Annotated in this window: 20 protein-coding genes; 15 read left to right on the forward strand and 5 right to left on the reverse strand. The window is 59.5% G+C overall.

What is annotated here, in order from left to right:
• Positions 1-22: 22 nt before the first annotated feature.
• A complete protein-coding gene (locus B0G83_RS14195; RefSeq protein ID WP_146120228.1) occupies positions 23-763 on the reverse strand; it encodes a hypothetical protein in 741 nt (246 codons plus the stop codon).
• Between the two features lie 323 nt (positions 764-1,086).
• Between B0G83_RS14195 and B0G83_RS14200 the strand changes: the two genes are divergently transcribed.
• Complete coding sequence (locus tag B0G83_RS14200) at positions 1,087-1,542, forward strand: hypothetical protein (protein ID WP_105508012.1); 456 nt, start codon at positions 1,087-1,089, stop codon at positions 1,540-1,542.
• 113 nt (positions 1,543-1,655) lie between these two features.
• Here B0G83_RS14200 and B0G83_RS14205 read toward each other — a convergent pair whose 3' ends face one another.
• Together B0G83_RS14205 and B0G83_RS14210 are read right to left on the reverse strand one after the other, a co-directional pair.
• Positions 1,656-1,886, reverse strand: coding sequence for a hypothetical protein (locus B0G83_RS14205; protein WP_105508013.1), 231 nt, complete (start codon positions 1,884-1,886; stop codon positions 1,656-1,658).
• Between the two features lie 166 nt (positions 1,887-2,052).
• Positions 2,053-3,273 carry a Bcr/CflA family multidrug efflux MFS transporter gene (locus B0G83_RS14210; protein ID WP_105508014.1) on the reverse strand — a complete coding sequence of 407 codons (1,221 nt, stop codon included), beginning with the start codon at positions 3,271-3,273 and terminating at the stop codon, positions 2,053-2,055.
• 341 nt (positions 3,274-3,614) lie between these two features.
• Here B0G83_RS14210 and B0G83_RS14215 point away from each other — a divergent pair, with 341 nt between their 5' ends.
• The 7 genes from B0G83_RS14215 (at position 3,615) to B0G83_RS38160 (ending at position 11,595) form a co-directional block, all read left to right on the forward strand.
• Positions 3,615-4,148 carry a hypothetical protein gene (locus B0G83_RS14215; protein ID WP_105508015.1) on the forward strand — a complete coding sequence of 178 codons (534 nt, stop codon included), beginning with the start codon at positions 3,615-3,617 and terminating at the stop codon, positions 4,146-4,148.
• Between the two features lie 131 nt (positions 4,149-4,279).
• Positions 4,280-5,563 carry a glutamate-1-semialdehyde 2,1-aminomutase gene (gene hemL, locus B0G83_RS14220; RefSeq protein WP_105508016.1) on the forward strand — a complete coding sequence of 428 codons (1,284 nt, stop codon included), beginning with the start codon at positions 4,280-4,282 and terminating at the stop codon, positions 5,561-5,563.
• Between the two features lie 103 nt (positions 5,564-5,666).
• Positions 5,667-6,824 (forward strand): bifunctional diaminohydroxyphosphoribosylaminopyrimidine deaminase/5-amino-6-(5-phosphoribosylamino)uracil reductase RibD, encoded by a 1,158-nt coding sequence (ribD, locus tag B0G83_RS14225; protein WP_105508017.1) that lies wholly within the window; start codon positions 5,667-5,669, stop codon positions 6,822-6,824.
• A gap of 15 nt (positions 6,825-6,839) precedes the next feature.
• Positions 6,840-7,475, forward strand: a complete 636-nt coding sequence (locus tag B0G83_RS14230; protein ID WP_105508018.1) for a riboflavin synthase — start codon at positions 6,840-6,842, stop codon at positions 7,473-7,475.
• A 315-nt stretch (positions 7,476-7,790) separates the two neighbouring features.
• Positions 7,791-7,982 carry a hypothetical protein gene (locus B0G83_RS14235; RefSeq protein WP_105508121.1) on the forward strand — a complete coding sequence of 64 codons (192 nt, stop codon included), beginning with the start codon at positions 7,791-7,793 and terminating at the stop codon, positions 7,980-7,982.
• A gap of 665 nt (positions 7,983-8,647) precedes the next feature.
• On the forward strand, positions 8,648-11,359 hold the full coding sequence (locus B0G83_RS14240) for a hypothetical protein (RefSeq protein ID WP_105508019.1): 2,712 nt from the start codon (positions 8,648-8,650) through the stop codon (positions 11,357-11,359).
• 20 nt (positions 11,360-11,379) lie between these two features.
• A complete protein-coding gene (locus B0G83_RS38160; protein ID WP_146120229.1) occupies positions 11,380-11,595 on the forward strand; it encodes a hypothetical protein in 216 nt (71 codons plus the stop codon).
• A gap of 785 nt (positions 11,596-12,380) precedes the next feature.
• On the opposite strand, the gene B0G83_RS14245 is transcribed toward B0G83_RS38160, so the two are convergent.
• Positions 12,381-12,944, reverse strand: coding sequence for a helix-turn-helix domain-containing protein (locus tag B0G83_RS14245; RefSeq protein ID WP_105508020.1), 564 nt, complete (start codon positions 12,942-12,944; stop codon positions 12,381-12,383).
• A 142-nt stretch (positions 12,945-13,086) separates the two neighbouring features.
• Here B0G83_RS14245 and B0G83_RS14250 point away from each other — a divergent pair, with 142 nt between their 5' ends.
• The 7 genes from B0G83_RS14250 (at position 13,087) to B0G83_RS14280 (ending at position 21,558) form a co-directional block, all read left to right on the forward strand.
• The gene (locus B0G83_RS14250; protein ID WP_105508021.1) at positions 13,087-14,304 is read left to right on the forward strand and encodes a tyrosine-type recombinase/integrase; all 1,218 of its coding nucleotides are present in this window, start codon (positions 13,087-13,089) and stop codon (positions 14,302-14,304) included.
• 27 nt (positions 14,305-14,331) lie between these two features.
• Positions 14,332-15,501 carry a hypothetical protein gene (locus B0G83_RS14255; protein ID WP_105508022.1) on the forward strand — a complete coding sequence of 390 codons (1,170 nt, stop codon included), beginning with the start codon at positions 14,332-14,334 and terminating at the stop codon, positions 15,499-15,501.
• Positions 15,502-15,881: 380 nt separating this feature from the next.
• Positions 15,882-16,400 (forward strand): AlpA family transcriptional regulator, encoded by a 519-nt coding sequence (locus B0G83_RS38885; protein ID WP_219849017.1) that lies wholly within the window; start codon positions 15,882-15,884, stop codon positions 16,398-16,400.
• Positions 16,397-18,196: a DUF3631 domain-containing protein gene (locus B0G83_RS14265; protein ID WP_105508024.1), complete on the forward strand. Its 1,800-nt coding sequence runs from the start codon at positions 16,397-16,399 to the stop codon at positions 18,194-18,196. Before B0G83_RS38885 ends, B0G83_RS14265 begins: the two co-directional genes overlap by 4 nt.
• 267 nt (positions 18,197-18,463) lie before the next feature.
• Positions 18,464-19,648 (forward strand): phage/plasmid replication protein, II/X family, encoded by a 1,185-nt coding sequence (locus B0G83_RS14270; RefSeq protein ID WP_105508025.1) that lies wholly within the window; start codon positions 18,464-18,466, stop codon positions 19,646-19,648.
• A 332-nt stretch (positions 19,649-19,980) separates the two neighbouring features.
• A complete protein-coding gene (locus B0G83_RS14275; RefSeq protein ID WP_105508026.1) occupies positions 19,981-20,304 on the forward strand; it encodes a hypothetical protein in 324 nt (107 codons plus the stop codon).
• Positions 20,305-20,604: 300 nt separating this feature from the next.
• Complete coding sequence (locus B0G83_RS14280) at positions 20,605-21,558, forward strand: tyrosine-type recombinase/integrase (RefSeq protein WP_258167890.1); 954 nt, start codon at positions 20,605-20,607, stop codon at positions 21,556-21,558.
• Positions 21,559-21,816: 258 nt separating this feature from the next.
• Here the strand turns inward: B0G83_RS14280 and B0G83_RS14285 are convergent, their stop codons facing one another.
• Positions 21,817-22,980, reverse strand: coding sequence for a Shedu immune nuclease family protein (locus B0G83_RS14285; protein WP_105508027.1), 1,164 nt, complete (start codon positions 22,978-22,980; stop codon positions 21,817-21,819).
• Positions 22,981-23,058: the final 78 nt, after the last annotated feature.

Genomic DNA, 23,058 nt, shown 5'->3' on the forward strand with positions numbered 1-23,058 from the left:
CGCGAGGAGCACTGACCAACAGTTACAAGCCGAGAGACCGTTGAAGGCCTAGCACCTTGCTCTTCAGCGCGGCTAATTCGTTCAGAACGCTCATTCGTTGACCGTGCAAGCGATGGATCTCGAGCATGAGGCTCTGCCGCTCGGAAAGTGAAGGCGTCGTTTGCGGCGACCCAATAGCCTGTATCAGCCCACGTTGCAGCTGGTCCCACTGCTGCGTGAGCTGCTGCTTCTGATTTTCCAGTCGTTGTATCTGCGCCCGCAGATCCATGATCTCGTGCTGAGCTTTATTGAGGCTAGCCAATGGATCACCTTCCCAACCTCCAGCCAAGCCCACCTCGCCATGCGTGTGCCAATTGCCGCTTCGATCCGTCCTGACGGGATATTGGTACTTAGTCGAATTATCGGGTCTATAAACGCGCCAGGTGCCATTTCCCTTGTCGTATTTGACCGGGTAGGTACGAACGCGTTGCTTGATATATGCCGTGCCCTTGTCGTCCTTGTAGACACCTTGATTATTAACATCGGCATGCAATGAACCGTAAGGTTTGCTCGCGTAGTGCACCGGAACATCAAAAGACGGGTTGATCGTCGACGGCAGCAACCATGCCTGCCTTGCACCGTCGGCGCGGCAATCCGATGGCCGGTGTGCCGAGGTATCGAACATCGGTGGCGCGCCATTGGGCCTCGCCGTCGGCGCGGCGCTTTGCGCGACTTCCATCTGCGTGCTTTCGTTCGTTTGACTGCCAGCTGATTGGACTTTCATTTCACTGCTCCGTCTATGTGAAGGTCGACATCGGCATCGCCGATGCACGTCTCGCGAAGCGAAACACCAGTCCATTTCAACAGCGGGCGTTCACGACAAGGTCGTATTTATATCAATGCGACTTCGCGAGGCTCAGCTCGCACGATCAGAACCAAAAACTAGTCGGCATGAGTGATTGAGCACACCGCTTTCCTTCTCATCGATTCAAACAGGCGTATTGCTCGATCAATGGAAGACTCACGTCAACCGCGCCCCTCAACTTCCCGTTTGTCCGGTCGATATCCAATCTATCGATGCCGTCCGCACACGCCCAGGAGGCGCTCATGAAAGTCCGTTCGTTAGTCGTTGCGTTGATTTACGTGGCCGCGGGTTCGGGCGCATCGTTCGCGTTCGCGGGCACATCTTTCACGTCCGACGATGACAGCGCGGCCGTGTTCGGCTCGGTGAAACTGTCCAATCTGCAGGATATCGGCGGCAGCGCGAAACTCGCCGCGCCGCCCGCGACCGTAGGAATGGATGCGTTGCGCGGCGCCAGCGGCAATCTCGGCGTCAATCTCGCCGCCGGCGCATTGAACGCGCAAGCCAATGAAATCGCGGTGATCGGCACGCCTCGCGCGGAGATTTCCACGCAGCAGAATGTGCATGCCGTCGCGCAGTTGAACGGCAGCGCTAGCGCGCAACTCGGCGCCCACGCACTCGCCGGTGTGAGCGGAAATGTCGGGGTGAATATCGCAGCCGGTGCGGGCAATGCGCAATTTAATGGACTCGTGGTCCATTAAATTGGCGGTCCATCGAGCAGAGACCGAACGAGGACCGCAGCGCAATTCTCGCGATGAACGCCGCGAGTCGCGTCACCGCGTCGAATCGGCGATTCAACCATCCGCCCTCCACCTCACACGCTAAGCGCTTCCAGCCTTTCGCGCGCGTCGGCGCAGCGGCGATTCAGGTCGCGATGCATCAGCTGGCTGTCGAGCAGCGCCGATACATCAGACAAACCGTAATCAAAGCGCAAGACGTATTCGATGTCCGTGTAATCGTGATAGGCGCCGCTGTCAGCCAGCTTCTGCGCTTCAGCGAAAGCGGCACGTCGCCGTTCGCCATTCATCAAATCTCTGATCGCCATGATTGCCGCTCCGAGGAACAGTGGTCCCATCATAGCAATGCAAATCGAAACACAGGGTCGCGCGCGTGCAACACCTGGTGTTTTCCGTAGACGCATCGCATTGCGCGACGTGAGCAAGCATGCGCGCCGCTTGAAGGGCCTTTGTCACCGTGGAGTAACGCGGCGTTCACACAGCGGCGACCGGCGCCTTCGTTCCATGCCATCTGACCACCAGAATCCGGCCGACGTAACACAACGCGCCCGCGACGCCGACAACGACACCCATGCCCTTCGGCGAGCCGTCCTGCCATAAGCCAACCGCGAGACTCGACAACGCACCGAGAGCCAACTGCACCGCGCCGAACACGGCCGCCGCGGCGCCGGCGTTGACCGGATAGCGATGCATCAGATCGGTCGTGCAATTGGCCGACAATAACCCCACCACACCGACCACGAAGAACAGACCGAACACGATCGACCACAATCCGCCGAGCCCGGTCAGCGACACGAAACACACAAACAGCGAGGCGATGCAACTGACGGTCGCCGCGAACGAAATGATAGGCAGCGACCCGAGCCGCCCGACGAGCCGCGTATTCATGAAGTTGCCGAACATGATGCCGACGATATTCAGCGCGAACAGAAAGCCGTAATGCTGGGCCGACACATGGAAGTATTCGATGTAGACGAACGGCGTCGCCGTGATGTACGCGAACATCGACGCGAACGCCATGCCGCCGCACAGCATGTGCCCCCACGCCACCGGATCGCGCAACAGCTTGCCGTACGCGCCGAACGATTTCAGCAGTGCCGACTCGGCGCGCTTCTCGCGCGGCCACGTTTCCGGCACCTTAAGAAACGCGGTGACCGCGCACAGCGTGCCGAACAGCGTCAGCACCACGAACACCACGCGCCAGCCGCCGAGCAGCAGCAACTGTCCGCCGATCAGCGGCGCGAGCAACGGCCCTATCGACGTGACGATGGCGAGCATCGACAGCACGCGGGCGGCGTCGGTCGGACCGTGCGCGTCGCGCGCGATCGCCCGCGCCAGCACCGACGCCGCGCCCGCGCCCAGCGCCTGCACGAAGCGGAACGTCACGAGCGACCCGATCGAGAACGACAACGCGCAAGCCACGCTCGCGAGCGCATACATGATGATGCCGCCGAGCAGCACCGGCCGACGTCCATAGGTATCCGACAGCGGACCATAAAGCAGCATGCCGATCGAGAAACCGAACATGAAGCTGGTCAACGTGGTCTGCGCGGCGCCGTTGGTGATCGCGAACGCCTGCGCGATGGTCGGCAGGCTCGGCAGATACATATCGATGGAAATCGGCCCGCATGCGGCGAGCGCACCGAGCAACAGAATCAGCCGGCCATCGGGCCGGCGTCTGGTGACGTGAGACATGGGAATCCAGATGATGCGCCGCGCCGTGACCGGCAGCGGAACGCGTGAAACGGGGCATGCAACGACTTGACGTCCTCAATTGTACGCGACGGTTAACCTGAACACCGTGCAAGTCCACGTAACGCCACGACACACCAGCGCCCACCGCCACGCACCGCGAAGTCGCACGCACTACCGCATCGGCGAACGATGCACGTTCATACTGAACCAGCGGCGTCGGCGGTTCGCGGCGACCCTGGCGCCGATCGGTTAAGCTGCCGCCAGACCGATCCGCACGCCACATGAACGCATCCGGACGGCGCTATTTCACCCTCACGTAACGACAACGCCACGGCCACGCAATGACCGCCTTCCTGCTGATCTGGAGCCCCAAGAAATGGCCATGGCCTGAACTGCCCGACGTGGCCAGGCGCGTCGCCGCCGGTGTCGCGGTATCCGACGTCTGGGGCTGCGGATTCGCGCGCGGCATTCTGCCCGGCGATCGGGTGTTTCTGCACCGTGTCGCCATGGAACCCAAAGGCATCTTCGGCTCCGGCTACGTGACACGCGCGCCGTACGAGGTCCCGGACCCAGCAACGAAGCGCGGCTACCGTCTGTGTATCGACTTCGTGTACGACTGGCTGGTCGATGCTCATGCCACCGTGGTGATTCCGCGCGAAACGTTGCGCGTGCATCCGTTCTCGGTGCAGACATGGGACGCGCAAAGTTCCGGCACCGTCATCAAGCCAATCGCCGAAGGCGCGCTGGAAAAGCGTTGGCGCGAGCTCACCGGCGCGCGTCCGTCGCCGGCACTCGAACCGCCCACGACACCTCCGCGTTCCAGCAAAGTCAGCGCGCACGCCGCCGTGGCGGCAAAAAGCGCGCGCAAAACCTGAGCCTGCGGACAAGGCCCGCCGCAAAGCCGCTTCACGCTGACTCCGGTACAATTTCCTCACCGATCCCAGCGCCGCGCGAACCGCCTTCCAGCAACCCGCGCCGCTGCGCAACCTCTATTCCAGCTATCGCCATGTCCAACAACGAATCCCTCTTCGAACGCGCGCAACGTACCATTCCCGGCGGCGTGAACTCGCCGGTGCGTGCATTTCGCTCGGTCGGCGGCACGCCGCGCTTCATCGAGCGCGCGCAAGGCGCGTACTTCTGGGACGCGGACGGCCAGCGCTACATCGACTATATCGGCTCGTGGGGCCCGATGATTCTCGGCCACGTCCACCCCGAAGTGCTCGAAGCGGTCCAGCGCGTGCTGGGCAACGGCTTCTCGTTCGGCGCACCGACCGAGTCCGAAGTCGAAATCGCCGAAGAAATCTGCAAGCTGGTGCCGTCGATCGAACAGGTTCGTATGGTGTCGAGCGGCACGGAAGCCACCATGAGCGCGCTGCGCCTCGCGCGCGGCTTCACGGACCGCAGCCGCATCGTCAAGTTCGAGGGCTGCTATCACGGCCACGCGGACAGTCTGCTGGTCAAGGCCGGTTCGGGCCTGCTCACGTTCGGCAATCCGACCTCGGCGGGTGTGCCGGCCGACATCGCGAAGCACACCACGGTGCTCGAATACAACAACGTCGCGGAACTCGAAGAAGCGTTCAAGGCGTTCGGCAACGAAATCGCGTCGGTGGTCGTCGAGCCGGTGGCGGGCAACATGAACCTCGTGCGCGCCACGCCGGAATTCCTGCAAACCTTGCGGCGCCTGTGCACCGAATACGGCGCCGTGCTGATTTTCGACGAAGTGATGTGCGGCTTCCGCGTCGCGCTGGGCGGCGCGCAGCAGGTCTACGGCATCACGCCGGACCTGACGTGCCTGGGCAAAGTGATCGGCGGCGGCATGCCAGCCGCGGCGTTCGGTGGGCGTCGCGACATCATGGCGCACCTCGCGCCGCTCGGTGGCGTCTATCAGGCGGGCACGCTGTCGGGCAATCCGATCGCGGTCGCCGCGGGCCTGAAGACCTTGCAACTGATTCAGGCGCCGGGCTTTTACGACACGCTCACCGCTCGCACCGCGCGCCTCGCGCAAGGTCTGGCGAAGGTCGCACAAGAAGCCGGCGTGCCGTTCGCGGCCGACTCGCTCGGTGGCATGTTCGGCCTCTACTTCGCCGACGCGATTCCCGCGAGCTTCGCCGAAGTGACGAAGAGCAACGTGCCGCGCTTTAACGCGTTCTTCCACAAGATGCTCGACGCCGGCGTGTACTTCGCGCCGTCGGCGTACGAAGCGGGTTTCGTGTCGATCGCTCACGACGACGCTATCATCGACGCCACGATCGAGGCGGCGCGTGGCGCGTTCGCTTCGCTCGCGGCCTGAAGCCGGCGAGCGCACGAGTTACGCGAGCCACGCGAGTCACGCTGACCCGTCGCCGCGACCGACCAACCCATATCGCCTAGCCACCGCACCCGACCGGACCCCGATGTTCTCGCAAACCGACTTCGTCCATATGGAACGCGCGCTCGCTCTCGCGAAGCGCGGCATGTACACCACCGATCCGAACCCGCGAGTCGGCTGCGTGCTCGTCAAGAACGGCGAAGTGATCGGTGAAGGCTTCACACAACCGGCCGGCCAGGATCATGCGGAAATCCGCGCGTTGAAGGATGCGCGTTCGCGCGGTCACGATCTGCGCGGCGCCACGGCCTACGTGACGCTCGAACCGTGCAGTCACTTCGGCCGCACGCCGCCGTGCGCGAACGCGTTGATCGAAGCGCAGGTCGCGCGCGTGGTCGCTGCGATGGAAGACCCCAATCCGCAGGTGTCCGGACGCGGCCTCGCGATGTTGCGCGACGCCGGTATCGAAGTGCGTTGCGGACTGCTCGCGCAGGAAGCGCATGAGCTGAACATCGGTTTCGTGTCGCGCATGACGCGTGGCCGCCCCTGGGTGCGCATGAAGGTCGCGGCGTCGCTCGACGGCCGCACTGGCTTGCCATCAGGCATCAGTCAGTGGATCACCGGCGAAGCGGCGCGCGCCGACGGTCACGCGTGGCGCGCCCGGGCCTCGGCGATTCTGACGGGCATCGGCACCGTCAGGGAAGACGATCCGCGCATGACCGTGCGTGCCGTCGACACGCCGCGCCAGCCGCAACGCGTGTTGATCGACAGTCAGCTCGACGTGCCGCCCGAGGCGCAGATTCTGGCCGGCGCACCCACGCTGATTTTTTGCGGCAATCTGGATCAGCGCCATACCGAGCGCGCCAACGCGTTGCGCGATCGCGGCGCCGAGATCGTCCAACTGGCGAACCCCGCTGGCAAGGTCGACCTGCCCGCCGTGCTGAACGTGCTCGGCCAGCGCAACGTAAACGAATTGCACGTCGAGGCCGGTTACAAGCTGAACGGCTCGCTGCTGCGTGAGGGTTGTGTCGACGAACTGCTCGTCTATCTCGCGCCGAGCCTGCTTGGCATGGACTCGATGAGCATGTTCAACCTGAGCGCGCCGGACACGCTGGAAGGCCGCGTCAAACTGAATTTCCATGCGATCGACCGGATCGGCGACGATCTGCGGATTCTCGCGCGCTTCACGCCTCCCGGCGCGGCCGAACCCGGCGGCGATCCCACGTCTGAACCCATTACAAATTGATCGAGGACTAGCACGATGTTCACAGGAATCGTCGCGGCAGTGGGCCGCATTGAATCAGTCAAGCCGCTCGGCACGGACGGCGACGCGGGCGTACGCCTGAACGTCGAAGCCGGCGGCCTCGATCTCGGCGACGTTCAGCTCGGCGACAGCATCACGATCCAGGGCGCCTGCATGACCGTGGTCGCGCTGACAGCGCATTCGTTCGAAGTCGATGTGTCGCGCGAAAGTTTGAACTGCACGGCCGGGCTCGGCGAGACTGGCGAGGTGAATCTCGAGAAAGCGCTACGCGCGCATGACCGGCTGGGCGGCCATATCGTTTCCGGTCACGTCGACGGACTCGGCACGGTCACGCATTTTGCGCCGGTGGGTGAATCGCATGAGCTGCGCGTCCTGGCGCCGAGAGAGATTGGCCGGTATCTCGCCTTTAAAGGATCGATCACGGTGAACGGCGTGAGCCTGACGGTGAACTCGGTTAAAGATCGCGACGATGGCTGCGAGTTTTCGATCAATCTGATTCCGCATACGGTGCAGGTGACGTCGCTGAAGAATCTGCGCGAAGGGTCGCCGGTTAATCTCGAAATCGATTTGATTGCGCGATACGTCGAGCGGATGCTCAGCACGTCCCAGGACGGCTCTACGTCGTTGAAATAATTCGATTTTTTATGAAAATGCGTCTACCGTCGTCTCAAGTAAAAGTCACTGCATCTACGATTTGGTGACGGTATTTCTGACGGTATACTGCCTTTTTCTGCGGTTCGTATACCGTCATGCCTCCAGAAATCGGCCTCTTCGACGCACCCCGAATCGCTGCCTGCCGTGCCAGTATTGGGATCGGTGGCGATGTCCAGAGACGTCCTACGGGCGGTTTTAGAGCGCTTCTGGTGTTCTGTGCTTGATAACTCGACCATGGACGCCTATGCCGAACGCCGTACCAATCGCTTCCGTCCCAGCGGCCTCCAATACACCATGGACTACCGAGTCAGCTACGAACACAGCCTGAAGAGCGAGCCCGAAGCGTTCATCGCTCAGGTATCGTCCCAACTTGTGGGAGGAGTGCCCGGCAACATACCCCGCGCACTCCTGCCCGAGTACATCACCGAACTCATCCTCCGGCGCTCGCCGACGATCGGACGAATCCGGCACCTCCGGGTTCTCTGAAGGGGTCGCATCTTCCGCGAGCACATCGGATGACCGTAACAGTGGGCAGCGCATTTGACCGAACGCGGCCAAACCCGCCATTTACACGCGTCGTCGGTCGGACATTCAGGCGTCGATTCCGCCCCGTAATCGGTCGCCCGATTGTTCGAGACGAACGCGCCTTCGGCCATTGCGGTCATTGATGCGAGGGCACGTGGTAGTCGCCTGAAGACGCCTAACCCGCCATTCGTTAGCGACCGGTCCTGAACGAAGCGTTCCACTTCAGCGAATGCGTACTCCGTCCCTGAACGGACTAACGTCCCCGTTCAATGAGAGTCCGCGATCGTCGCCTTTGCAGACATTGCGCCAAACGCCGGGTTGCGCTTGAACACATCTATTTGTTGTATTGCTCTCGCTTCATCGCCCTCGGATGTCGATCCAACGGGAGTTGTATCCAACGGATCGGTTCGGATGTGGGTTGGCCATGAGGTTTCATTGCAGAACGTTCCGCCCAGTATTCCGCCATTTGATCGCTTTCATTAGTCAATACTCGTTTCCGATGTGTTGGGTGACTAGAAAGGCCCCCTAATTTCTTCTACAACATTGAGAGTGGGGTCCGGTGAAGCGAGCGGACGGACCCGACCGGCTTGCGATCTTTGCCATGAAAAAGAAAGAGGGGAAAAAGGATGGGACTCACGTTGATCGCGCGAGTGTCCGGCATCGCTTTGTGTGCCACGAACGTGCGCTGGCGGAGGGTTTTGCTCCGCTGCCGTCTCCTGTTGCCGTGCGCGCTGCTGTGCGCGTGCGGAACGTCACCTACCCAAGACGATGGCAAGGTCACAACACAGGATGAGGCCGCGACGGTGCGGGTGTCGGCGATTATGGTCGCGCCTTGGCAGGAGGTCCAATCAGTTTTGCAGCCGAACTTCACTATGAGCGGGGATGCTGCCGCGTCCGACGTGCTGCCTACGACCTCCAGAATTCAGGATCAGCTTCTCAATGCCGTGGCGGCGAGTCTAGGCATCGGATTGCCGCAATCGTCGAAACAGGGCACCTCGACTTCGACGTCAAGCAGTTCCAACAACTCATCGACGGCCGCTGGCGTGAGTACGATCACATCGAACCTAGCCAACGGTGTATCGACGACGTCGACCACGACGACGGCGCCGGGCGTGGTACCCGCTGTGCCTTCTGGCGTGCCGGCCGGTACTCAGTCGCTTACGCCCGCCGCGAATGCGTCAACGCTCGGCATCGACCCGGAGCTTCGGTACAAGGCAGCCAACTATCTAAACGAGCAGGTTCAGTTACTGAACAAGGAAGTCCAATACGCGTCGGCCCAGAAGTGCATGGTACCTTACGTCGTCAAGCTACGCATCGCGGTGATGTTGCATAAGCCGCGGATAGCCTATTCGGCGCATACCTTTGTGTCGTTCTTCAACGAAGACGCGCCCAAAGCACGGGCCGCGAAGATAGCTTCCGCGGCCTCAGCAGCTTCCGCGGCCTCAGCAGCCTCCGCGGCAACGGAAGCTTCCGATGACGCATGTCAAGTAGGCCCGCTTGTTGTGCCTACAGTGGTGCCGCTTCTCGCCGCGGACAACATTAACGTCGCGCTGAAATCCAATACCGCGGAGATGGCAACTCAACTGGGATTTGCACTGTCCCTCATGGAGCACGGCGTTGGCGCGAGCGGCAATCTGGGATACCTAAAACAGGCAATCCATTCCATATCGGATCAGGAGATGTCCAGTACGCTTACGGTCACGATGCAGTCCACCAATACCTTGTACGCACGCATTGCCCCGAATAACGAATACGACGATCCAGCGTTGATCGGAGAGACCTACGACCTTGCGGTTTTACTGTTGGTGCCACGAGGCTATTTCAACGACGCGCCCACGGACGATAAATCGTTCATCGGCGCGGGTAGGGCCAAGCGGGCGCCCACGAAGGACAAGTTCTCTACTGGCGATGCGGAAAAAACCAAGAATGGATCCGCTCAAACCGATTCTTCCAGCAAACCGGTAAAAATCGAACTCGCCGTAGTAACTCAACTCAGGGACGCGAAAAACGGTGAGGTGCTGAATATCGCCGGCGAAGACGCCTTGGCGAATGCGTTCGACAAATTCGTTAAGAAATGGGTAAGTGTCGATCCGGCTAAGATCGCAGCATGGAACAGTCTCTCGCCGCAGGAGAAGCAAGAGATCTCGCGCCCCTTGGTACAGGATGTGGAAATCGCCAATTTGTCGGGATTCTATGAGCAACTGGACACCGTGGGTCCTCCTGCGTACACGTGCCCCAAGACAATGACCAAGAACGCCGCTAGCACTGTGGCCACCAGAGAAGTTGCCGCAGGGGCAATCCCACAGAATGCGCCCCACAGTCAAAGTCCGACCCGGATAAGCGAGAGCGCTGGTGATGACCGGAGCAAACAAGAAGTCCATAAAACGCCGCCCCCGTGTTTCTTTGATTCGAGGCTGGCGTTCGCTCTTTGGAACGATCTGGCCCTAGCGTTGGCCACGGTGCCGAATATAAATACTGACTTTCAAATTCCGCGGCCGTCAAACCTCACGATACCCCCCCAGCAGGACGCGCTGGTCCTCGACGACGGCAAGCAGAATGCACAGGTGACGCTATACAACGTCGGTGGCACGTCGGCGGCGGGCTTCGGAGCCTATCTGACCATTGCGCCGGGCAGCGCGCAGGGGAATAGTGGGAAGCCTGTTAATCTCGCCGTGCAGAGTATGACGCTCGATCCTGTCGCGCACATACTCACGTTGACGTTTCCTTCACCGCAAAAGTGGGGACTTCGTACCTCCATGCCTGCTCCGCAAGGGCAGACGCCGCCTAAGGCGGACAGACGCGGAAAAGCGATAAAAGTTGCTCAGACACCGACGAGTGCCGATGCCCTCTACATTTTCGCGAGTTGCACGGACCCGACGCAGCTCTGTCCGGAGTATGACGGGCCAGTCTCAATGCAAGCGCACATTGTTACGTCCGCTTCTGATGCCGCGGCGGGCAGTCCCGATTTCAAGGTGGCGCAAGGCAGCAATGTCATTGACGAGGCCAATGACGGCAAGGGCGTGATGAGCATAGTGATCAGTGGTCTCAAGCCGCAGAAAAATCAACCAGCGGCGTCCGTCGCGGTCACCGTCACCGGTGCCGACGTCGGATCGGCAACAGACAGCACGGGCACGGCGCTGACATTGAGCGACAGTGGGTATGTGATCAAGCAGAATGGTACCTACACGTTCAATCTGTTCAATCTCTCACCCGGTGCAAAGGTCACGGCGACCGCTCAGCAAATGAAATCTGCTGCGAGCGCCACTAGCGCAAAAGTCGGTGCACCGGCCACCGCGACGTATTCCGTTATCAGTCTTGCCTCGGAAGCGCGTCGCTAGTTCCGCAAAGGAGTCTCATCATGTCAGATACCAATGTCCATCGCGCAGGCGCTACAGTTTCGAAATCTGGAATCTATACGGTGCGGTTCCTCGACGACAAGGTACCAGCATCCGTGAATGCGCTCTGTTTAAAGGGCGAGCAATTCATCAGCTCAGCTCGGCCGGCGGAGTTTTCGCTCCAGCACGAGGCAGAGCGCCAAGGAGACGTCAAAGAGTTGCAGCCATATACGCCATAGTAGCGAGGCCGACGGGCAAGCGAACGTATTGAAGTGAGCTTCGGCAAAGTCTGGCGACAGACCGATGCCTGCCTTGTACTCAGGAAGCGCGCCCGGTCTTTGGTTTGCATGATTTTATACCTGCTCGGAACCCTCCCGCCAGGCGTCAGCAGCCGGGCCGCGAAAAAATGCTTCAAGACGTGTTGAGTGAAACGGTTTCCGCGGTCGACGAAAGGCGCGATTCGATCGCTGCGGTCGAGCGCTTGACAGACGTAGACAAGGCTCGAAAGGCCGCCTTCTTGAAAACCAATGACCGTTAAGGCCCAACGACTCGTCCTTCGACGTGTCTCGGCGAGTGGTCGTTGCACCTCGGAAAGCGCCGTTGGATTGGCGCTGGCTCGAAAGGCGGCTTAGGGTCGACGCTGTTGAAAAAGTCGTTGACCGTCTTTGTCGCGGGGTTTTCAGGGGTACTTACCCTTGACCTGCGTGCATGAGCGGCTTGTAGGCCGATCTGAGACGTCGACTTTCGCGCAGGAGAGTTGAAGAAGCCACGCAGCGACTTTTTCAACAATATCGGTCGACCCGAGACAGTGGTCATCCGTCACAATCCGGCCATGCGAAGATCCGCTGTTGAACTGCCCGCCGAACTCGCAATATCCGAGCCGACGCACAGCTACCGAACTGTTCTGCATCTCACGATCGTTCCGCCGGTGATCGATCCAGAGAAAATCGAGGCATTTTGGACTCGCAATCGCTTCTCCACGATTTCAGCAGTGGACCGGGGACCGCTGGCAGTGGGGTCACCGCTAGCGCTGGAGTCGCCGCCTCAACTCGCCGATAATCTTCCCGTCCAGCGCCCAGTCTTCGTCAAGGTCCTTCACCAGAACGCGGCCGCTCCATTCTGGATAGGCCAGTTCAATAACACGTGCCCAAAATCTCACGTTGGATAGTGGCAAATGGTCACCGCCGACCATAGCGATCAGAATGTTCCTGACGTGTGCGAGGCTGTACGAGACTCCGAACTCGGTCTCTATCATTCCGGCCACGCGCGCAAGCGTCCAACGAACACGCTTGGGCGAGCTTCTACCCCTCGGACCAAGTTCGCGCACGTAGCTGTCCACCAGCCGCCTTGCAAGTAACGCCTTCTGCTCTTCCGTTAAGCCCCCAGGGCGACCTAGTGCTCGTCTACGCCACGGCTCATTCTCTGGATACGCCTCCTTCAATCTCGCCCAGCGCGACACTGTTTGCCGGGACACGCCGAGTTCCCGCGCGACGTCTGCTTGCGACACCCCCTCATCGAGCAGCGTCATCGCCTCCCGCCTGCGCTCGCCTAGCTCATCAAAGTTCCGCCTTGTCCTTCTTTCCTCCATAGCACCCTTACCGCGATCGGATCTTTGTCACCTACTATATTTAAATCAGCAAGATTTTGCCAAAGTTATTTAGCGCACATGGCTCCGTCGCCAATCGGTATTGTTTCAACATCGAAAACTTCCATGTTGAACGACCGAGAAAATGCCTCTAACAAACATCGAAATCAATCAGGCAAAAAGCAACGGCAAGCCTTACAAACTGCCCGACGGGAACGGCCTCTATCTGTACGTGACGCCGACTGCGCGGTCGTGGCGGTTCGATTACCGTATCGGCGGCAGGAGGGGTACTGTGGTGTATGGACTCACCACTGAGCTGACAGGTCCCCAAGCCCGCGAGCGGCACCGAGAGGCGAAGAGACTACTCGCCAGCGGCACCGACCCGGCGACGCACAAGAAACTCGAAAAGCTCGCCCTCAACGCGTCGTTCGGCAACACGTTCGAGGCCACGGCAAAGCACTGGTACGACAGCAAGAGCCCACTTCGCTCGAAGCCATGGCAGGAGGCACACAGCCTGTACCTGCGGCGCGACCTGAACCCGGTCATTGGCAACGTGCCGCTCGAACAAATCGACGCGCGTGCACTGTTGAATGCGCTCGAAACCGTCCGCCGCGAGCGAGGCGTCAAAACCGCCGAACGTGTTCGGCAAACGGCGGTGCAGGTGTTCGACCACGGCATGCGCAAGCTAAAGGTCCAAGCCAACCCCGCGCGCGTCCTGCAAGGGTGGATTGATGTTCCGCCCCAGGTCCATCATGAACCACTAGGCGAGGACGAGATTCACGAGTTCGTGGAGCGCCTTGACGCCGACACGGGGGCCGCCGCGACAAAGCTGTGTATTCTCCTCATCCTGCTCAGTTTTGTTCGCAAGAATGAGATGGTGCAGGCCTGCTGGGAGGAATTCGATCTCGACAACGCGGTTTGGGTGATTCCCGCTGAGCGCATGAAGATGCGCGACCCTCACGTCGTGCCGCTCAGCCGACAGGCACTATCGGCGTTGGAGCAACTGAAGCCGCTTTCGTTCGGGTCTGGCTATCTGTTTCCGAGCCTCAGCAGCATCATGAAACCAATGGGGCTCTCGACGCCTAACGTCGTCTTTGAGCGAATGGGCTACGGGGGACGTTTCACGCCGCACGGTATCCGTGCTACCGCCAGCACGTTTCTGAACAACCGGGGTGTGCGGGCGGACGTGATTGAACGCCAGCTCGCACACGTCGAACGCAACCGCGTAAGGGCTGCGTACAATCGTGCGGAGTATTGGACCGAACGTGTGACCGCAATGCAGATGTGGGCCGATTTCGTGTTGCCTGATCACGTCACGACTGGCGGCGCATGGGTCGTACCGCTCCCCCAACAAACCGAATAAGTCGACTACTAACTGACCGATCTCTGTATGAACTTCCACGACACCAACGGCTTCGACCCAAACATATTCGCGCTGACCGATCTTGAGAAGGAATTCGGTCCTGACGATACCGCATGGCAGTTTCTCAAGTGGAATCCGGATTACCGGCAAGCATTCCATCAGTTACTCGACAAGAAAAGCGATATGGACGCGCTGGAAGCCATTCTCGCCCATATCAAGAGCCCGAATCCCGAGGTAATTGCGTGTGCCCAGAACGAAACGTGCAGGAGGAGGTTCGGCATCGCAGCGTGGCTCGACCCCGACGAGGAACGGCTACCGGAGTTGAACAATCCCGACGACTCTTGGTTCTTTCCGCTCATGAGACCGCTGCAAGAAGACACCATGCTGAAGTTCCGGCAGCGCGACGCATCGTACGAAAAACGGCCGGGTGGTCAATGGCTGACTGTACGGGAAACGCCTTTTGGGTATCGCGAGATATTGCGAACGGGGCCACGCCGTCCCGCGCGCCTGCCTGCAAAGAAGGAAAATCACTGCCAAAAACTAGTCTTCACTGCCATTGACTGTAGCGTCCCTATCGACGCGCAACTTGTTGCGCTCGAAAAGCTGGTGCGGACGCAGCGTGAGTACTGGAACGAGCAAATCTGCACCACGGATAGCGCAAGTGTCATCATCGAGCCGATAGGATGGAACGACGTGATCCGCCCAAGTCGCGTCGAAGAGCCCGACTTCTGGCAAACAGTGGGCATCGACGCACTCGGTCCCATCAGGAAGCAGATCGAGGAATGCCGGTCGAGGCTTGCCCGAATACATCGCAAGCTTGACGATGACGATCTTGTCCTGCATTTCGGCGAGCGTTTCCCCATGCCAAAAGTGCCGGGGGGAGAAGTCGCGACACCCAGCCGCAACCGCTATCTGAAAGCCCTCCTGCTGATCGCTGAGCGGATACCACCCGACGCCTTCAGGACCGACAACATCGATGCCGAACGGCCCGGGCTGGCCCATCAAATCGCTAGAGAACTTGGGATTGTTCGCGCCGAGCAGCCACGGTGGGTGAAGGTTTTCGACGAAGGCATGTCGACCTGGCACCTGCGGCGCGCCAAAAGCCTCGTCACCCACTTCTATGCATGGCTGGTACACGCGCAGGTGTCATTTGCTGATGAAGCGAAAAAAGCAAAGGAAAAAGCCGCAGCAACATGATCGCGCTCTCCCCGCCGCACTTTCCTCGCACTCACGCAACGCGCACATCGACCAATCACGGTCGATGTACCAACCTCCTTCCACCCCCGCCGCACGCTCTTCCACATCGTTCTCCTTGTGTTGAACCGTAGCGGAAAATCCCTACCGCCGCTCCCATTCAGTCAGAGCCGCCGCATGCACCGTGACTGCCACGATGTGAACGCCTCTTGTCAGGGCACCCCGCCAAACACTTTTCCCGAAGTCTGTCAAATCACCAAACGGAGATTTGAAAAAGCGCCGAAATCAAATGTCTGACTTAGCGTTTTTGGGTTCTGCCTGTTTTCCAGACAATGGCTTCCGTTCACTCCTGAACAGACATGAATAGACGAACGGAGCCATCAATGACCCCAAAAAAACTCTCTTTGCCCGGCAGTGGTGTGCAGGCTAATGAACCATCTTCGCTGATTTCTCGGGTTCGCCAGGGACGTCAAGCACGCCCAGCCCGCGCGAGCAACGGTGCGCAAGACGCACATCTGTCTGCAAACACGGGGGCTGGCGCAACCAACGCGGTCGCCGTGAAAGCCAGGGCCAATACCGTCTGCCCCGCGCACGTCCCGCATCTCGAAAAACTGATTCGCTGGGTACGCTCCTATTCCAAAGACCGTCTGATGAAAGAAACGGAGGTACTTACGACTATCAGCCGCTCAAAGGCAGCGATGCGCCGGGATGTCTCGCTCGGCCTCTTCCCCAAGCAGATCAAAACGGGGCCGAAATCGAGTGCGTGGCGTGAGTCGGAGGTCATGGGGTGGGTCGAGGCGACGACGGTCCTCTCGCGTGTTGCAAACCCCGGCTTCGACATGAAGGAGTTCGTCGCCGCTCTGGACGTCGCCATCAGCGGCACGGCGGAGGCAAGCGCATGAACACGATTGCCCTTGACATGCCCGGCGATGGCGCAGATATCGGCGAATGGATCGCCAGCGACATGCGCGCATTTTCCGAAAAGGCCAACGCTATCTGGGAAAGCGCGCGCGCCGCCGACGAAGATCACCCCTACCGCCTCAAATACGGCCTTGGCGGAGAGCTGATCTGGGTATACGGCGAACCGGGATTCGTGAATGGCGAGGACATCGAGAACGCCGTGGTCGTTCCGTTTTTCGAAGGCTCAACGAACAGGATCACCGCGATCCGCTTCATTGGGACGAACGATAACGGCGACGAACACGACGTCTGGCTGCGAGGCGATTCTGGGCACGGGGGCACCTACGCGCGTATCGGTGCGCACAAAACGGATACGCTGTTGCTTGCGCCGAATTTTTCGGACGCCCTGTCGCTGTTTGAGGCAACCGGTGATCGCGTCGCGGTACCTGCGGATTCTTCCAGCCTTGGACTTGTCGCCGCCACGCTCGCCAGCGCCCACCCCGACACACGCATCGTAGTTTGCGCTACGGAGGCAACGCGGGCCGAGGCCGAAGCAGCCGCGCGCATGATTGGCGCTCCGCTGGCGATCCCGGCGACCGGCACCACGCCTTGTCTGTATGAGGACTTCAACACCCTCTATCAACAATCGGGCCAGGCAGCAGTATGCGCCGTCGTCGAGACTGCGATGGTACCGAAATCCAGCTCGGAGATCGACGGCACGCCGGTCGACATCATTCCCTGGCCCATCCAGATTCCCAGCATCGGCGAGTTGGTCGCGAAGACGGAACGGATGATTCGTCGCTTCTCGATCCTGGACGAATTTCAGGTGCTCACCGTCGCGCTTTGGATTTTCGCTTCGCACGTCATGGACCTGATGCCGTTCGCGCCGATCCTTGGCCTGTTCTCGCCTACGATGGGCTGCGGCAAAACGACCCTGCTCAACGTTCTGAAGCATCTGGTGCGTCGCCCGGTCGCCGCCGGGGGGTTGTCACCTGCGTTCATCTATCACGTCATCGAACGCCTCATGCCGACCCTTCTGATGGACGAAGGCGAGCACTACGTTGGCAAGGACCGCGCAATGACCAACATCATCAATTCCGGCCACACCCACATCGCTGGATACATAGGCAAGGTAATCAACGGCAGGTCGAAGATGCACCCGACGTACTGCCCGAAAGTCCTGGCGATGATAAATCTCCCGGCTGGAACGACCTACGACCGTTGCATTCCGATTCATCTTCGGCGCAAGCTGCCCGATGAAGCCGTGGAGCAGATGCACTACGCAAACGAAGCGGAATTTGCTCAACTGAAGTCGATGATTGTCCGGTGGGCGAATGATGCAAGGCCGTTACTCATGCAGGCGCGACCGGCGCGGTTGAACGTGTCGAACAGCCGGACGGCGGACAACTGGGTGCCGCTGCTCACGGTGGCCAGCCTCGGCGATGAAGCGCTGCTGAACAGGGCGATTGCGGCGGGCGAACGTATGGCAGTGTCCGTGCGCAACCGACTGAACGACGGCGAACTGTTGCTGCGCGACGTCAAGCCCATCTTCGACGCTACCGGCAGAAAGTGGCTCTGGACGCATGAACTGCTCGACATCCTGTGTTCGGACGAAGACAAGCAATGGCGGTATTACTGCAACGGCAAACCTCTTTCGTCGCGCGCACTCGGGGAGATGCTGGCTCCATTTGGCATTGTGAGCAAGGACATCCGGTACGGCGAGAGCGTCAAGAAGGGATATGAGAGGGCCGCCTTTGAGGATGCGTTCGCGCGATACGTCAATAGCAGCACCGAATGAGCGCTACTGCCGCTACAACGCGACAGTAGACAGGAGACACATCTCCGCAGGCGCTGCATTCCTGAGTGCCAGCACGACTGGACTATTCGGCGTGCTGGCAACGGCAATGTGAAGTAATACCGTAAGTATGACAATAGTTTGTACAGCCATATGGCCATGTAGAACAGCTATACACCCATAGTGCAAGTTGAGCAGCCGAAGATAGCTATATGACACGGGCTCAGCTATGTACTCCTACCTTAATAGCCATTGAATGTGATAGACACCATGAATCTTACCCGTATGGAAGAATGCATCATGCTCGACACGGTTGGGCTTGCCGTCAACGACATCTCCGCCAGTCTCCCCACCCGTTCCTGGACGGAAGTGGATGGCAGCCGTGAGCGGCGCCGGGACTATGGTGATTTCGAGTCCGACGCGGGACAGGGAAAGCTTAAGGTCAAGCACATCAAAAAGACCAGGCAGTTGCTCGTGGAAGGTAGTTGCGCACGTTTCTACCAAGGCCACAACATCGTCGGCTCCGGCGACATGATCGCAACTGCCTTCTCCATGCTGCGTGCTGTCAAGGACAAGCATGGAATCGAGATTCCGCTTCAAAGGGCCAAAGTATTTGCGCGTGGCGAGGACATCGCCGTTACGCGCGTTGATGTGCCTGTCATGCTCCGCGTGCCCGAAGGGCTCAGTGTCGGTGGCGTCATCAATGGTTTGGCCTGCGCCGCCATTCGCTGCGGGATCAACATGTCGCTGTTCCACAACGAGAGCTTCTACTTTGATCAGAATTCGCAGACCTCTGCCCTGAAAGGGTACGACAAGGATGCCGAGATCGAGACTCACAGGAAGGAACTTGAACTGCCCACAACGGAAACGGCGAACATGCTCCGTGCACTCGCCAAGTCGACAGTCCGGCTCGAAGCCGTTTTCCGCAAAAAGCACCTCGACAATTGCAGCCTGTTCGGGGGGAAAGTCGTGGTGCCCCGCGACCTCCAGCCGAGTGTGCTCGCGAAGATGTTTCTCGACCTGATAGAGACGTACGATTTGCGGGGCAGCCTGAGCGCCCGGCTGCGTCAGGACGACTTTTTGCGGGTGCCATACCGCGACAGGGGAACGGTGGCGTACTGGCAGACCGGCGGAGAGATGCTGGCCTACTTTGACCACAAAGAACGGACGTTCAAGCGCCACCGCCAGCGCATCAAGGAACGCTGCTCAATCGACATTGGTGGCCCCCCGCCCGGGCAGATCGACGTGCCCGTGCAGATCGGCGACATTCTGGCGCCTGGGAACTTTGTGCCTCTGCCGGAGGCAATTCGCTACGACCATCAACTCATGCACTCGCTGGACATGCGTGACGAGTGGTTCGGTCTGTGCGACCGGCTAAAGATCCACAACGGCATCGGACGGGCGTACATCGAACCGGCTGTAGTCCCCGCCCCGTTGTACATACCGGGCGACTGAGTCACACGCTACGCCGCTACACCGCTACAGATACGCTCAAGGGCGTTACGAAAAGCCGCTTTCGTGCCGCCTGTAGCGTTGTAGCGGCTAAAACGACGCCGGGGGAAACCGGCGAACCTGCAGCGCTGTAGCGGCCAAAACGCCTTTCGAACCGTTGTTCTGCCGCCCTGCCAGCGCCTCTGTAGCGTTGTAGCGGCATTTCCGCATGCTATCGGGCCGACCTCGCGACACGACACCGGCCCTGTGTAGCGGCGTAGCGCCTCCACCCGCCCCATGTGATTTGCGCCTTCACGTGTGAGATACTTTCCAGCGATTTCACATAGGGAGACCATATGGCTGTCGTAAAACTGGGCGTAGCAGAGATTGACATCGGCAAGGTCGATCATAGCCTCACCGTCTGGAGCACCAAGAATACGAAAATCGGGCAATTGGTGTTCAGCAAGGGTTCGGTCGAATGGTGGCCGAAAGGGAATAAGGTCAACGCCCACACGTATACATGGGCTCAGTTCGCCAAGGCATTGGAAACTGCCTCCGATGCAAAGCGCGTGATTCCACCCACTGAACCGCGCGCGAAGAAAGCTCCAGCACCCAAGTCCGCGCCAGTCGCAAAGAAGAAGGCGAATAAAGCTGCCCTGACTCGCAAGCGCGCAGCCTGAACACCCGTTACCCGCAGACGGTGCAGCGAGCTTCTGAAACGCTCGCTTCTAAAACGGGAATTGCCGGATATCGGACGCATAGTCGGCAATCATGCAATTGCCATGCACCGATAGATTAAATGCGCGATATTACCAAAGTTATTCATTAAACCGGCACTCAACAGCTATTGATAAAATCGGTTATCAATAGTTGCCGTGTGCCACGAATTGCGGCGCACTTTCGGCATCAGCTACCGTCAAAGCTTCGATTTCACCGCTGATTTGCGCGCACGGCCTACCCGGCCCTTCTCCGGAGATACCGTGCCGAACAGACTGATGCCCATCGCGCGCACCGACAGGCGACAACTGACCGCTGCCGAATTCCACCAGCTCGCGAACGTGCCGCCCGAGGCGGAATGGTTTGGCAACCTGGACAATCCTCGCACGCGTCGCGCCTACCAGGTTGACCTGCGCGACTTCATGGCCTTCATCGGCATCGCACGGCCAGACGAATTCCGTACCGTCACGCGCGCGCACGTGCTCGCGTGGCGCAAGCACCTCGAAGCCCGCCAACTGTCTGGAGCGACGATACGGCGAAAGCTGGCTGCTCTGTCATCCCTGTTTGACTATCTGTGCGAGCGCAACGCGGTTTCGCTGAACCCGGTCGCAGGCGTCAAACGCCCGAAGAACAATGGCAACGAAGGCAAGACGCCAGCACTCGGCGACCATCAGGCCCGCGCACTGCTGGACGCGCCCGACCCGGTCACGCTGAAGGGCAAACGCGACCGCGCCATGCTCGCCGTGCTGCTGTACCACGGCCTGCGCCGCGAAGAGCTGTGTTTGCTCAAAGTTCGCGACATTCACGACCGGCGCGGCACGCCGCATCTGCGAATTCATGGCAAGGGAAGCAAGCTGCGCTACGTGCCGCTGCACCCGGCCAGTGCCGAACGCTTGCATACCTACCTCGAATCGGCAGGGCATGACACTGTGCCGGATGCGCCGCTCTTTCAACCCATCCGAAAGACTGGCACCGCGATCACGGCCGATGGGGTCTATAAATGCGTGCTAGCGTGGGCTGTGCACGCAAAGATCGCCGTCGAAGGTTTCGGCGTGCATAGCCTGCGGGCGACTGCTGCGACGAATGCGCTCGACCACGAGGCCGACATTGCGAAGGTCCAGGAATGGCTCGGTCACGCGAACATCGCCACCACCCGCCTGTACGACCGGCGCAAGCAGAGGCCGGAGGACTCACCCACGTTCAAGGTCGCCTACTGATCACAGCATTTGCATCGATCAATTCCGTTTTGAACCAGCTCGCGCGAGCATCAATGTAGTCCGCTCGACACGTCCTTAGACTCTCACGCTGCATTTCGCAAATGCTTCGCGGCAACGCAGGCCTCGCCCGACGCGTTACATAGGAGAGGGATCTGGGCAGTGCTCTTTGGTCGCCGACGCACTTAGTGCGGATGGAATCAGATCGCTACGCTTAGTGCCAACCCGCACTTGCGGACCAAGCGACAATAGCGCCATCGCCTATACTTCATTCTGCCCGACAATGAATCGCGCGCGCTCATACAGCTCATCGAAAGTGATGATTTCCGGACTATTGGTGTTGCGCCGATATAGTTCAAACGAGCGATAGCGTTCCTGGTTCACACCGTGCTCACCGGAGAACTCATGAAGACTGCCGACTACGAGGAAGGACTTCGGCATATAGTTAAACGCTTCCTCCCCCGTCGGATTTCCTATGCCGTCGGTGAGTGAGAGTTTTGACCTTATAGACTCCGTGGCCAACGCAACCGTACCTTGGACCTGCGAGACGGCACCCGCGAGTTCAGCCGATGGTGCCCAGCAGCCAGCCCGGTAGGGTTGCGCGTTAAGTAACGCGGTCTTCTGCGTCTTGATCTCGACGAAGCACAAGCTTGAAATAACTCCGCGACTTCGGAGAAGCGCGTCTACGCGCTTACCGTGTTCCGAAACCGTGTGACCGTGAACGACCTGTTCGAGCTTCTTATCGTCAAGGGCGGAGAGGTGGATATAGCTCAATCCATATCCAAATATCCAAGGATTCTTCTCGAAGAACTTTTGCCAAACGGCCTCGCTAGTACATTGCTTCTTGGTTTTGACCTCTTCGAAATAACTCTCATCCTCAAGCAGCTTCTGGAAAACTTGCAACTGACGCTTACGATAACCAACGGCCACGACATCCTCTTTCGTCACTGCCGAGCGGATCACCTCCGCGAACAATTCTTGATTGTCCTGAACGAGCGCCTGTGCCTGGATACTTGACAGTACAATGCGACGAAGATCGTCGTCCGTGATTTTCATGGATCCGCTGCTCTTAAGCGGCACAGACTGGACGTGGTTGATAAATTCAATCAACTTCCCGATCTCATCACCGACGAACGAAAAACTAGCGTTGTGAGGTTTATCCGTTGCAACAGTGTAGCCCTGAATGCTGAGTACGAAAATTCCGCGATCGTCCTCGAAGAACTTGGCGGTTATGCAAGTTTTCGCGTCTTCTTTATGCCTAAGTACGAGTTCGTCTTTGACTTGTGCGAAGGCATATGTCGTCGGCTGCTCAATCAACTTCGTTGCGATACGCACCTTGCGGGCTGGGTCGGAAAACGAATCGAGCCGCGGGCTGATGTAGGTCTTTCCGGGATCGGGGTCCTGATAGCTATCCGTAGTTGACATCAATTCCCCTATTACCACTCGCGAGTTGGATTGGACACGACGAGGAGAGCGTCAACTGGCCAAGACGATCGCATCGAC

It is taken from the genome of Paraburkholderia sp. BL21I4N1, from assembly GCF_002973525.1.
In the GTDB taxonomy this organism is placed as follows: Bacteria; Pseudomonadota; Gammaproteobacteria; order Burkholderiales; family Burkholderiaceae; genus Paraburkholderia.